General features: G+C 67.4%; 12 protein-coding genes. 3 read left to right on the top strand and 9 right to left on the bottom strand.

Annotated features, from left to right (window positions below; translation table 11 throughout):
- Window positions 1–7: 7 nt before the first annotated feature.
- Window positions 8–886, bottom strand: a complete 879-nt coding sequence (gene rarD / locus NX780_RS04915) for an EamA family transporter RarD (protein WP_258826730.1) — start codon at window positions 884–886, stop codon at window positions 8–10.
- Window positions 887–1,051: 165 nt separating this feature from the next.
- Between rarD and NX780_RS04910 the strand changes: the two genes are divergently transcribed.
- The 3 genes from NX780_RS04910 (at window position 1,052) to NX780_RS04900 (ending at window position 3,813) form a co-directional block, all read left to right on the top strand.
- The gene (locus tag NX780_RS04910) at window positions 1,052–2,929 is read left to right on the top strand and encodes a potassium transporter Kup (protein ID WP_258826729.1); all 1,878 of its coding nucleotides are present in this window, start codon (window positions 1,052–1,054) and stop codon (window positions 2,927–2,929) included.
- 118 nt (window positions 2,930–3,047) lie between these two features.
- The gene (locus NX780_RS04905) at window positions 3,048–3,491 is read left to right on the top strand and encodes an FKBP-type peptidyl-prolyl cis-trans isomerase (protein WP_258826728.1); all 444 of its coding nucleotides are present in this window, start codon (window positions 3,048–3,050) and stop codon (window positions 3,489–3,491) included.
- Between the two features lie 196 nt (window positions 3,492–3,687).
- Complete coding sequence (locus NX780_RS04900; RefSeq protein WP_258826727.1) at window positions 3,688–3,813, top strand: hypothetical protein; 126 nt, start codon at window positions 3,688–3,690, stop codon at window positions 3,811–3,813.
- A gap of 3 nt (window positions 3,814–3,816) precedes the next feature.
- Here NX780_RS04900 and NX780_RS04895 read toward each other — a convergent pair whose 3' ends face one another.
- The 8 genes from NX780_RS04895 to hemA form a co-directional block, all read right to left on the bottom strand.
- Complete coding sequence (locus tag NX780_RS04895) at window positions 3,817–4,269, bottom strand: GNAT family N-acetyltransferase (RefSeq protein ID WP_258826726.1); 453 nt, start codon at window positions 4,267–4,269, stop codon at window positions 3,817–3,819.
- A gap of 39 nt (window positions 4,270–4,308) precedes the next feature.
- Window positions 4,309–5,301 carry an arginase family protein gene (locus tag NX780_RS04890; protein ID WP_370663576.1) on the bottom strand — a complete coding sequence of 331 codons (993 nt, stop codon included), beginning with the start codon at window positions 5,299–5,301 and terminating at the stop codon, window positions 4,309–4,311.
- A gap of 22 nt (window positions 5,302–5,323) precedes the next feature.
- Window positions 5,324–6,922, bottom strand: coding sequence for a glutamate--cysteine ligase (gshA, locus tag NX780_RS04885; RefSeq protein WP_258826725.1), 1,599 nt, complete (start codon window positions 6,920–6,922; stop codon window positions 5,324–5,326).
- Window positions 6,923–7,001: 79 nt separating this feature from the next.
- The gene (locus NX780_RS04880) at window positions 7,002–8,768 is read right to left on the bottom strand and encodes a DUF885 domain-containing protein (RefSeq protein WP_258826724.1); all 1,767 of its coding nucleotides are present in this window, start codon (window positions 8,766–8,768) and stop codon (window positions 7,002–7,004) included.
- Between the two features lie 72 nt (window positions 8,769–8,840).
- Window positions 8,841–9,668 (bottom strand): peptide chain release factor N(5)-glutamine methyltransferase, encoded by an 828-nt coding sequence (prmC, locus tag NX780_RS04875; protein WP_258826723.1) that lies wholly within the window; start codon window positions 9,666–9,668, stop codon window positions 8,841–8,843.
- Window positions 9,665–10,141 carry a disulfide bond formation protein B gene (locus NX780_RS04870; RefSeq protein ID WP_370663575.1) on the bottom strand — a complete coding sequence of 159 codons (477 nt, stop codon included), beginning with the start codon at window positions 10,139–10,141 and terminating at the stop codon, window positions 9,665–9,667. The genes prmC and NX780_RS04870 overlap by 4 nt, the downstream gene beginning before the upstream one ends.
- Window positions 10,142–10,227: 86 nt before the next feature.
- Entirely contained in the window at window positions 10,228–11,304 is a 1,077-nt protein-coding gene (prfA, locus tag NX780_RS04865) for a peptide chain release factor 1 (RefSeq protein ID WP_258826722.1), read from the bottom strand.
- Window positions 11,305–11,387: 83 nt separating this feature from the next.
- The gene (hemA, locus tag NX780_RS04860) at window positions 11,388–12,662 is read right to left on the bottom strand and encodes a glutamyl-tRNA reductase (RefSeq protein ID WP_258826721.1); all 1,275 of its coding nucleotides are present in this window, start codon (window positions 12,660–12,662) and stop codon (window positions 11,388–11,390) included.
- Window positions 12,663–12,689 lie beyond the last annotated feature (27 nt).

Here is a 12,689-nt window from a genome sequence, read left to right as displayed (position 1 = left end):
GGTTCGCTCAGGTTTTGCTTGTCATGCGACTGCGCCACAGTCCTTCGCCGGCAAACAGCGCCAGTGCGGCCCAGATCATCAGGAAGCCGACCAGGCGGTCGCTGCTGAATGCTTCATGGAACAGCCACACACCCAGCAGGAACTGGATGGTCGGCGACAGGTATTGCAGCAGGCCGAGGATGGACAGCGGAATCTTGCGCGCGCCGGTCGCGAAGAGCAGCAGCGGGATCGCCGTGATCGGTCCGGCCGCGACCAGCAGGACGCGCGTCGTGTCGAGCGGTGCATTGACGAAGGCGTTGTCGCCATTCATGGTCAGCCAGCCGACGTAGGCGGCCGCGAAGGGGAACAGCACCATGGTCTCGAAGGACAGCCCCTCCAGTGCGCCGAGCGCCGCCGTCTTGCGCAGCAGGCCGTAGCCGCCGAAGGATGCGGCCAGGAAGAGGGCGATCCAGGGCACCGAGCCCGACTGCCAGGTAAGCCAGCTCACGCCCAGCGCGGCGATCGCGATCGCCCCCCATTGGGCCGGGCGCATGCGCTCCTTGAGCAGCAGGAATCCGAACATGATGTTCACCAGCGGATTGATGAAGTAGCCCAGGCTGGCCTCGATCACGTGGCCGTTCTTCACCGCCCAGATGTAGACCAGCCAGTTTGCCGAAAGCAGGAAGGCGGACGCGACGAAACTCCAGAACACGCGCGGCTGGCGTACCAGCGCCATCCATTTCCACTGGCGCCGCAAGGCCAGTATGACCAGCAGGAAAGCGAGCGACCACAGCACCCGGTGCGCCAGGATCTGCATCGGCGGGACCTCGCCGATGGCATGGAAATAAATGGGGAACAGGCCCCAGCACAGGAAGGCGAGGGCCGCGGACAGGATACCGGAACGCATGGGAAGACGGGGTGGATTGCTGGGTTGGCATTATCCCAGATGCGCAATTTCCCTGCTGGCGCTGGCCGATTTTGCGCAGGTGTATGATGGGATACGAAATGTTCTTGCAATTTTCTTGTTGTTATTTTATGGTGCGCCGCACCAGAACAGAACAATGGTGCAACCTTGAGTTCCGAAAACAAGAAGAGCAGCGTCGCGGCGCTGACGCTGGCAGCCATCGGCATCGTCTACGGCGACATCGGCACCAGCCCCCTCTATACGCTGCGCGCGATCTTCGACGACGAGCACGGCCTCCCCCTCACCACTCCCAACATCCTCGGCGTCATTTCCCTGATCTTCTGGGCGCTGACCATCATCGTCTCGCTCAAGTACGTCACCCTGGTGCTGCGCGCCGACAACCGCGGCGAGGGCGGCATCATGGCGCTGATGGCGCTGGCCACCAACTCCGTCACGAAACACTCGCGCTGGCACTTCCCGCTCCTGGTGATCGGCGTGCTGGGCGCGACCATGTTCTATGGCGACAGCGTGATCACGCCGGCGATCTCGGTGCTGGGCGCGATCGAGGGCCTGGAAGTGGCGGCCCCGGGCATGTCGCACTACGTGGTGCCGCTGGCCGTCGTGGTGCTGGTGGTCCTGTACAGCGTGCAGCGCCACGGCACCGCCGGCATCGGCCGCTTCTTCGGGCCCGTCATGCTGGTCTGGTTCCTGGCCCTGGCCGTGATGGGCATCATCAATATCATCGAGGCGCCGGTGATCCTGAACGCGCTGAACCCGTATTATGCGCTGCGCTTCATGCTGGAGAACAAGCTGCTCGCCTTCGTCGCCCTGGGCGCCGTGGTGCTGGCGATCACCGGCGCCGAAGCCCTCTACGCCGACATGGGCCACTTCGGCCGCAAGCCGATCCGCATGGCCTGGTTCATGATCGCCTTCCCGGCCCTGGTGCTGAACTACCTGGGCCAGGGCGGCCTGCTCATCATGCAGCCGGATGCCGTGGAAAATCCCTTCTTCCACCAGCTCGGCACCTGGAGCGTGATCCCGCTGGTGATCCTGTCGACCATGGCGGCGGTGATCGCCTCGCAGGCGACGATTTCCGGCACCTATTCGATGACCAAGCAGGCGATCGCCCTGGGCCTCCTGCCGCGCATGCGCATCCTGCACACCTCGGCAAGCGAGATCGGCCAGATCTACATCCCGGTCGTGAACTGGCTGCAGCTGGCCGTCGTGCTGATCGCCGTGATCGGCTTCGGCTCCTCGGACGAACTGGCCGGCGCCTACGGCATCGCCGTGACCGCCACCATGATGGCCACCACCATCCTGACCTTCTTCGTCACCCGCTACCGCTTCCGCCTGCCGCTGGCGGTCTGCCTGGGCGCGACCGGCTTCTTCCTGGTGATCGACATCATGCTGTTCGCGTCGACCACCCTGAAGCTCTTCCACGGCGGCTGGTTCCCGCTGCTGCTGGGCACCATCCTCCTGACCCTGATGCTGACCTGGAAGCGCGGCCGCGAACTGGTCTTCGAGAACCTGGAAAAGCATGCGATCCCGCTGGAAGCCTTCATGGAATCGCTGTTCGTGGCGCCGCCGGCGCGCGTTCCCGGCACGGCGCTGTTCCTGCGCGGCGAAAGCGACGGCGTGCCGCATGCCCTGCTGCACAATCTCTCGCACAACAAGGTCCTGCACGAACGCGTGGTCTTCCTCACGGTGCACATCCGCGAGGAACCCTGGGTGCCGGCGCAAGAGCAGGTCGAGGTGGTCGAGCTCGGCCACAACTGTTTCCAGGTGAATGTGCAGTACGGCTTCAAGGACGAGCCCGACATTCCGGGCATCCTGCACCAGTGCGCCGGCCTGGGCCTGCCTTTCGAGATGATGGAGACCTCCTTCTTCATCGCGCGCCAGACGGTGGTCTCGACGCCGGGCCGCGGCATGGCGCCGTGGCGCGAACACGTGTTTGCGATGTTGTCGCGCAATGCGCGCGCGGCGGCGGACTACTACCAGATCCCGCCGAACCGGGTCATCGAGCTCGGCACGCAGGTCGAGATCTGAATACAAAAAAATACAATCGCCGTACACATCTATACGGACGGCTGAGGTAAGGTGCGGGGTTACGTTGTATTAACTTTTTCCCCGTCACTTCCCGTATCTACCTCGCAAGGATTGTTCCATGAAGCTGAAGTTTCCCCTGATCGCCGCCTTCGTCGCCGTGTTGAGCCTGACCGCCTGCGGCGGTGGCGGCGGTGACGATTCCCCGGGCGGCAACACCTCGGTCAGCAGCCCGGCCACCCTGACCAAGACCGACAACACCGTCGGCACCGGCGCCGAAGCGGTGAGCGGCAAGACCGTCAACCTGACCTACACCCTGTGGCTGTACGACGCCTCCAAGAGCGACCACAAGGGCACCCAGATGGAATCCGGTCCCTACAGCTTCAAGCTGGGCACCAATGCCGTCATCCCGGGCTTCGAGCAGGGCGTGACCGGCATGAAGGTCGGCGGCAAGCGCACCGTCGAAGTGCCGTCGAGCCTGGGTTATGGCGTGGCCGGCAGCCCGCCGAAGATCCCGGGCAACTCGGGCCTGGTCTTCGAGATCGTCCTGAACAGCGTGCAGTAAGCGGATCCGCTTTACAGGAACCGGGGCCCAGCGCCCCGGTTTTTTTTCGCGCATACGCCTGCGCTGGCGCAGGCGCTGCAGGGTCCGGATGGCCGATGCTGCGAGGTTCCGACCATCCGACCTCCCTGCCATGCGTGCCTTTCTACTACTCATTGTTTTTGCGACCAATGCCGCCAGCGTGACACCGCCGAACGCCATGCCTGGAAGCTGCCAGGCGGCCGAGATCCGGCCGCAGCAGCCAATCGACCCGGACGGCTGGCTCCTGCTGGCCGCGCTCGTCGTGTGCGCGGCCGGACGCTGGTCGCGCCAGGGCGGGTACTGAACTTCAGCGCAGCATGTCGATGTGCATGATGCCGTCTTCGTCGTAGGGCGCGGAGACGGTCTCGAAGCCGAAGCTCTGGTAGAACTTTTCCAGGTACTGCTGGGCGCCGATGCGGATGCGGTGGCCCGGATGCAGGCGTTCGGCGCAGGCGATGCCCTCCGCCAGCAGGGCGCGGCCCGCGCCGCTGCCGCGTGCGGCGCTCGTGGTGATGACGCGCCCCAGCGACATCTCCTCGTATTTCACCCCGGGTCCGAGGATGCGCAGGTAGGCCGCCAGCTGGCGCCTGCCGTCGACCGTGCGCCAGCCGAGCAGGTGGTGCGCCACCGGGTCGAGGCCGTCGATGTCGGGATAGAGGCAGGTCTGCTCGAGGATGAAGACGTCCTGGCGCTGGGCCAGGACCTCGTACAGGTCGGCGGGAGTGAGGTCGTTGAAATGGGAGAGCTGCCAGTCGATCATGATGCTTGTGGATGGGTTGCGGGCGCCGCGCGCGATAGGCTAGGCGGCGGTTTCGAAGCCTTCGAGGACGTTCACCAGGTGGGTGCCGGCGGCGGCATCCACGTGGTCAAGGCCCTCGAAGACGAAGACGGCCGGCAGGCCGAGGTGGGCGATGCGTTCGCCGATGCGCAGGAAGTCGCCGCCGTCGAGGGCGAAATGGGCGGCCAGCTCGCCGCCCAGCGAGACTACCAGGGCTTCGGGACGGAACATGGCCAGCTTGACGCAGCCCGTTTCGAGCGCGGCGAACCACTGGGCGCCGCCCGTCCCTTCGGCCAGCGGCAGGTTCATGGTGTGATGCAGGCCCGCTCCGGCGCCGGTTTCATTGGCGTAGCCGGCGTACCAGGGCCAGGCGGCCTGCGGGTCGAGGTGGATGGACGCGAACAGCACGTCGGCGCGGTGGTAGAAAATGTGCTGGGTGCCGTGGCCGTGATGGGGCCCCAGGTCGAGGATGGCGACGCGCTGCAGGCCGTCGTCCAGCAGGTGCTGGGCCGCCAGCGCGGCATTGTTCAGGTAGCCGCCGCCGCCGCACCAGTCGGCGCCCGCGTGGCGTCCCGGCGGCTGGGTCAGGGCGAAGCTGCCGCGTTCGCCCACGCGCAGCGCATGGGCGGCATTCACCGCGCAGTCGGCGCCGGTCTTGGCGGCGGTCCAGCTGCCTGCCGTGAGCGGGGTGCGGGTATCCGAGCAATACAGCCCGGCGCGGGCGCCTAGGTCGAGCGGCTCGACGTCCTCGCGCATGCCGCGCAGCGGCCAGTGTGAAGGCAGCAGCTCGCGGCCGGCGTTCCGGGGATCGCGCGCCAGCCACTCGCTCCAGGCCGTGCGGAGAAAATGCAGGTAGCGCGGCGTGTGCACCCGCTCGAGCGACACCAGCGGCACGCCGTGCGGGGTGACGATGCGTCCCAGGCCGCGCCGCTCGAGGGCGGACAGCACCGGGGCAAGCGCACCCGCGTGCTCGCGGCCGGCCAGCGCGTGGTGTTCGTTGTAGAAGGTGAGCACGGGCTCCCCGGTCGGCGCAGGATTAGTGGTGGTTACCGCACAGGGTGCTGCTGTTGTAGGCCGCGACGAAGTCGTCGAAGCTGCCGGTATCCGTTTTCTCGATTCGATCCTGCTCGGCCAGCGAATTCGCGGCCATCTCTTCGAACAGCGCTTCCTCGGCCGGCATCAGGGGGCTGTCGCGGAAGCTAGCCGCATGCAGCTCGCTCTGGCGCAGGCCGAAGGCGCTGGCCGAACCGAGCGCGCGGATCTCTTCCAGCACGCGCGCCGACGGGGTGAGGGCGGGGTTGTCGATCTTGGCCTTCTGCAGGCCGAGCGAACTTGCGTGCACGCCGCCTTCGTTGTGCTCCACGTCCAGCAGCTCGGCCACCGGACGGATGCGCTCGATCAGTTCCAGCGCCCAGTCCTTGAGCAGGACTTCGGCGCCATCGCGGGTCAGCGTCAGGTCCGGGCGGCGGCCTTCCTTGACGGTGCGCGCGAAGTTGCGGGCGTGGACCTGGCCTTCATGGGCGCTGATCATCGGGCTTTCCTCCAGCGCGCAGAAGAGCAGGAAGGCGTCGAGGAAGCGGCCGGTTTCCAGGCTGATGCCGACCGGCTCGAAGGGGTCGACGTCCAGGCAGCGCACCTCGATGTACTGCACGCCGCGGTTGCACAGGGCCTGCACCGGACGCTCGCCGGTGCGGATCACGCGCTTCGGGCGGATCGTCGAGTAGTACTCGTTCTCGATCTGCAGCACATTGGTGGACAGCTGCACCCACTCGCCATCCTTCTTGGTGCCGATCGCCTGGTAGGGCTCGTAGGGCGTGTTCACGGCCGTCATCAGGCTGGTGACGTAGCTTTCCAGGCTGTTCTCGTGGGGGCGCAGGCCGGCCTGGGCGTCGTTCTGGTAGCCCAGGTCGCTCATGCGCAGGCTGGTGGCGTACGGCAGGTAGAGCGTGTCGCTTGATAACGTCTCCAGCCCGTGCGGGCGGCCGCGCAGGAAGCTGGTGGTCAGGGCCGGGGTGGCGCCGAACAGGTACATCAGGAGCCAGCTGTAGCGGCGGAAATTGCGGATGGTCGCGATATAGCTCTCGGACTGGAAGTCGCGCAGGGCGTTGCGGCGCTCTTCGACGATGCCTTCGCTGGCGGCGACCAGCTGCCACAGCTTTTCCGGCAGCGAGTAGTTGTAGTGGATGCCCGAGATGCACTGCATCGCCTTCCCGTAGCGCAGCGCCAGGCCGCGGCGATAGACGTGCTTGAGCATGCCGATATTGGATTTGCCATACCAGGCGATCTCGATGTCTTCTTCCGAAGGCAGCTCGCCCGGCATCGACACGCTCCACAGGATTTCATCGGGCATGCGCGCATGGGCGAAGCGGTGGATGGCGTCCAGGCGGTTCAGGGCCAGCGAGATGTCGTGCTCGGCCGGGGTGATGAATTCCAGCAGGGCTTCGGCATAGTCGGTGGTGATGAGCGGATGGGTCAGTGCCGAACCGAGCTTGACCGGGTGCGGGGTGCGCGCCAGGTGGCCCTGCCGGTCCACGCGCAGGGTTTCGCGTTCGATGCCACGCAGGCCCTGGCCGAGCAGGGCGCGGTGGTCGTCGTCGTCGAGCAGGGCGAGGCGGCGTTGTAGTTGATTCGACACGGGTGTTTCCTTTCTTATACTGCCAATGCGGATTGGAGCAGAGAGTAACCGAAAAACGCGGAGCGCGTCGGGGACCCCCTCATTCCTGCCCGGCAGCGACGGCAGCTGCAGTTGCCTCTTTTTCGCGCACGATCCAGGCCTCGACCCGGCGTCCCAGCAGGTCCAGCGGCAGTGCGCCGCCCCCGAGGATCACGTCGTGGAAGCGGCGCAGGTCGAAGCGCGCCCCCAGGCGCTTTTGCGCCATCTCGCGCAGCTCCACGATGCGCAGCTGGCCGATCTTGTAGGCGAGCGCCTGCGCCGGCCGCGCGATGTAGCGGTCGACCTCGGCCTCGTTGTCCTGCGGCGGATTGGCCGTGTTGGCGTTCAGGTAGTCGATCGCCTGGCGCCGCGTCCAGCCCTGCGCGTGGATGCCGGTGTCGACCACCAGGCGCGCGGCGCGCAGCATCTCTTCGTTGAGCCGGCCGAAGCGCGAGAAGGGATCGCCGAAGAAGCCGAGCGCCTCGCCCAGCCCTTCGGCATAGGTGGCCCAGCCTTCGCCGTAGGCATCGAACCAGCCGTGGCGGCGGAAGGCCGGCAGGTTCAGGATCTGCGCGCGCGCCACCTGCAGGTGGTGGCCGGGCAGGCCTTCGTGCAGGGCCACGCTGTCGACCTGCCACAGCGGCCGCGTGGCGAGCTGCGACACGTTCACCACCAGCGCGGCCGTGCGTTCGTCGCTGCCGGCCTCGTAATAGGCGACCGGCTGGCCCGGGCCTTCCTGCGACATCGGCTTGACCGCGAGGCCCGCTTCGGGAATCGCCGTGACGACCCGCGGCAGTTTGGCCCGGGCGCGCGCCACGGCCTTGGCGTAGCGCGCCAGCAGGCTTTCTGCGTCCTTCGGGAACAGGCGCGGGTCGCTGCGCGCGAACACCAGGAAGCGCGCCAGGTCGCCGCGAAAGCCGGTGCGCGGCACCAGGCTTGCCATCTGGGCGCGGATGCGCGCGACTTCCTTCAGTCCGATCGCATGGACCTCGCCTGGCGTGAGCGCCGTGCCGGTGCTGGTGCGCACCAGGAAGGCATACCAGTCGGCGCCGTTCGGCAGCTGGGCCGCGCCGATGCTGTCGCGCGCGGCGGGCAGGTATTCCTCGCGCAGGAAGCTGTCGAGCCGGTGCAGGCTGTCGGCCGCCCTGGCCAGGGACGAGATGCCGTCCACGACGAGCGCTTCGCGGGTGTCCGCATCGATCGTGGCGGGCATGCGGAGAAACGGCGCGAACAGGGGACCTGTCGCGATGTTCTCGTGCAGGCTGTGCAGGGCGATCGGGACCGGCTCGAGCACGACTTTCGGCACCGTCCAGCCGGCGCGCATCCCCGCGCGCATCTGTTCGATCAGGCCGTCGACGTGGGCGGGCAGGGCGTCCACGCGGCCGAGGTAGTTGCGGTAGTCGGCCTCGCTCATGAACGGCATCTGGGCGACCAGGCGCGGCAGGCGCAGCTGCAGGCCGTCCCAGGCGCTGATCGGCTGGGGATCGAAGGCGGTGAAGGCGCCGGCCGCCAGCTGGCGCTCGCGGGCGGCAATGAAGAGGTCCAGGGACAGCTGTTCTTCTTCGGCGAGCTGGCTGCGGTCGATGCCGCGCGCATCGAGCAGCGCCTGGCGCGCATGCTCGAGCATGGCGCTTCTCGCCTCCAGCGAGGTATCGGAAAGAATGGCGTCGTAGCGGTGCTCGCCGATGGCGGTCGCATACTCGGGTTGCCGGCGCAACTGCCACTGCCACTCGCGCTCGAACAGGCGGCGCGCCTCGAGCGAGGCGGTGTCGGCGGCGCCGCACACGAGGGGGGCAAGCAGGACGATCGAGGCGAACAGTTTACGCATGCGGCGCACGCAGGGCGGGTAAAAGTTGGCAGACTGGCCATTTTAGCAAGGCCACCCGATACGCCGCGCAGGCTAGGAGAGCCGTCCGCCGCTGACCCGTTCGATGCCGGGCAGGTCGCGCCAGCTCTGCACCTCGGTGAAGCCGCGCGCCGCCAGCAGGGCGCGCACCGCCGCGGCCTGGTCGTAGCCGTGTTCGAGCAGCAGCCAGCCGCCGGGCAGCAGGTGGGCGGGGGCGCCGTCGACGATGGCGCGCAGGGCCGCCAGGCCGTCGGCATGGTCGGTCAGGGCGCCGGCGGGCTCGAAGCGCAGGTCGCCCTGGGACAGGTGTTCGTCGTGCGAGGCGATGTAGGGCGGGTTGGAGGCGATCAGCGCGAAGCGCTCGTCGCCGACCGCGCCGAACCAGTCGCTGCGCAGGAAGCGCACTTGCACGCCGTTGGCGGCGGCATTGGCGCGCGCGATCTCGAGCGCGTCTTCGCTCACGTCGAGGGCGGTCACGCTCGCGTCCCGGCGGCTGTGCGCGCAGGCGACCGCGATGGCGCCGCTGCCGGTGCCCATGTCGAGCATGCGGCCGCCCTGCGGCAGGCGCTCGAGGGCCAGTTCGACGATCAGTTCGGTGTCCGGGCGCGGGATCAGCACGGCCGGGGAGACCTTGAAGGGCAGGCCGAAGAACTCGCGTTCGCCGACGATGTAGGCGATCGGCTCGCCGTCCAAACGACGCTGCACCAGCGCAGCCAACCGCTGCGCTTCGTCGGCACTGAGGACGCGTTCGGACTGGGTGATCAGGCCGACGCGCGAGATGCCGAGCGCGTGGCAGAGCAGGATGCGGTTTTCCAGCGCATCGAGGGGCAGCGTGGCCTGCAGCCGGCCTATGCTGGCGCCGGCGTCGACGGAAAAGCTCATGCGGGCTTCTTGCGCAGCAGGACGAAGACCAGCAGCAGGGTCAGGATCACGAACCAGACCGCCGACCATTGCGGGATCGCGAGGCCCAGCAGCGAATCGGTGGCGCCTTCGCACAGGCCGTTGGCGCGGAACAGCCAGGGCAGGTATTCGGCGGTCGGGATCTTGTTGAGGAAGGTCTCCATCGGGTCGATGCCGCAGCTGAAGCCCGGGTTGGCGATCACGTACAGGTGCTTGCCGACCGTGACCAGGCCGCCGATCGCCGCCAGCAGGGCGAGGATGCTGCCTTCGCGGACCTTGCCGCTGATCGCCGCCACCAGGGTGCACACGCCGATGGCCAGGAACATGTAGCGCTGGATCACGCACAGCGGGCAGGGCATCATGTCCTGGATGTGCTGGAGGTAGAGGGCGACCGCGATCAGCGCGAAGCTGATCGAGGAGATGGCGAACAGGATCTGGCGGGTGGAGGGCAGCATCGTCGGGTTCTTATGGGTGTTGTTCGGAACGGGTCATTCTCGCATGAAGGGCGAATTGCCACTTAATCCATGCTTAACCCCGCACATCAATCGCCCAGCGCCGCCAGCAGCTCGGCCTGGTGCTCGGCCGCCAGCGCATTGGTCAGCTCCGACAAATCCCCGTCCATGATGAAGTCCAGCTTGTACAAGGTCAGGTTGATGCGGTGGTCGGTCAGGCGCCCCTGCGGGAAGTTGTAGGTGCGGATCCGTTCGCTGCGGTCGCCCGAGCCGATCAGGCTCTTGCGGGTGGCCGCCTCCTTCGATTGCTGCTCGCGCAGCTGCACGTCCTTGATGCGCGCGGCCAGCACCTTCAGGGCCTGGGCCTTGTTCTTGTGCTGGCTGCGGTCGTCCTGGCATTCGACCACGATGCCGGTCGGGAGGTGGGTGATGCGCACCGCCGAATCGGTCTTGTTGATGTGCTGGCCGCCGGCGCCGGAAGCGCGGTAGGTGTCGATGCGCAGGTCGGCCGGGTTGATGTTCACGTCCTCGACCTCGTCGGCTTCCGGCATCACGGCGACCGTGCAGGCCGAGGTGTGGATGCGGCCCTGGGTTTCGGTGGCCGGCACGCGCTGCACGCGGTGGCCGCCGGACTCGAACTTCAGCTTCGAGTACACGCCGTTGCCGATGATGCGCACGATGACTTCGCGGTAGCCGCCCAGGTCCGAGGGCGACTCCGACACCACCTCGACCTGCCAGCGGTTGCGTTCGGCGAAACGGGTGTACATGCGCAGCAGGTCGCCGGCGAACAGGGCCGATTCGTCGCCGCCGGTGCCGGCGCGGATCTCGAGGAAGATGTTGCGCTCGTCGTTGGCGTCCTTCGGCAGCAGCATCTTCTGCAGCTCGAGGTCGAGGGCGGCCAGGCGCGCTTTCGCATCCTCGATCTCTTCCTGCGCAAACTCCTTCATTTCCGGATCCTGCGCCATCTCCTGGGCGGCCAGGATGTCGTCCTGCGCCGTGCCGTACTGCCTGTACAGGGCGACCAGGGGCGAGAGCTCGGCGTGCTCGCGCGTCATCTTGCGGTAGCTGTCCATATTCGCGGTCGCGCCTTCGGACATCAGGAGTTCGTCCAGTTCGACGAGTCGGTTGGCCAGTTGGTCCAGCTTGGCCAGCATGGATGGTTTCATGGGGTGCTCGGTAGATTCGGGTAGCCGCAATGCGGCCGGGACACGCTTTTCGAAAAAAGCGTACGACGGAAGGGGAAGGGCCGCTAACGGCGGCCGCGGAACAGCTGCGGCAGCAGGGCTGCCAGGCGGGCGCGCTCGTCGCCCTGGGCATGGTGCAGGGCCTGTTGCGGGCCGTGCAGGAACTTGGCGGCGAGGCCTTTGGACAGCGCTTCGAGCACGGCGTCGATGTCGTCGCCGCGCGCTAGGAGCTTACGGGCGCGTCCGAGTTCGGCCAGGCGCAGGGCCTCGCTGGATTCGTGCAGCTCGCGGATGACCGGCACCATGGCGCGGTCGCCGACCCAGCTCATGAAGGATTGCACGCGCGCGTCGATGATGGCTTCGGCCTGGGCCACGGCGGCCTGGCGGCTTTCCATGCCGGTCTGGACCACCTGCGCGAGGTCGTCCACGGTGTAGAGGAAGACGTCGTCCAGGCGCGCGACTTCCGGTTCGATATCGCGCGGCACGGCCAGGTCGACCATGAACATCGGACGGTGGCGGCGCGCCTTCACGGCGCGTTCCACGAGACCGAGGCCGATCAGGGGCAGGGTCGAGGCGGTGCAGGAGATGACGATGTCGAACCCGTGCAGGCGATCCGGCAGCTCGGCCAGGCGGATCGCGCTGCCGTTGTAGCGGGTGGCCAGCAGCTCGCCGCGCTCCATGGTGCGGTTGGCGATGGTGACCGACTTCGGATTCTGGGCCGCGAAGTGGGCCGCGCACAGCTCGATCATCTCGCCGGCGCCGATGAAGAGCACGTGCTGGTCGGCGATGCGGTCGAAAATCCGCTGCGACAGGCGCACCGCGGCGGCGGCCATGGAGACGCTGTGGGCCCCGATCTCGGTGGTGCTGCGCACCTCTTTTGCGACCGCGAAGCTGCGCTGGAACAGCTGGTGCAGGTAGGTGCCCAGGCCGCCGGCTTCTTCGGCGGTGCGCACCGCATCCTTCATCTGCCCCAGGATCTGCGGCTCGCCCAGCACCATCGAATCGAGCCCGGAGGCGACGCGGAAGGCGTGGCGCACGGCGCTGTCCTGCGGCAGCATGTACAGGTGCGGGCGCAGCTCGGCGAAATTCAGGGCGTGGTAGTGGGCCAGGAACTGGGCCGAGGCGTCGAGCGGATTGGCGATGTCGCTGGCCGCGTACATCTCGGTGCGGTTGCAGGTCGAGAGGATGGCGGCTTCGTCGCTGCCACCGGCGCCCTGGCGGGCGAACCAGCCGCGCGCCGCCTGCACCGCGCGTCCGAGCTGGTCGGGCGCGAGCGCCAGCTGCTCGCGCAGCGAGACCGGAGCGGTCGTGTGATTCAGGCCAACGGCGAGCAGTTGCATTGGGAAAGTCGGTTCAACGGGTGAGCG

Source organism: Massilia agri, assembly GCF_024753255.1.
GTDB lineage: Bacteria > Pseudomonadota > Gammaproteobacteria > Burkholderiales > Burkholderiaceae_D > Telluria > Telluria agri.
The sequence above is the reverse complement of the archived record's forward strand: the minus strand, read 5'-3'. Positions and strand labels throughout refer to the sequence as shown.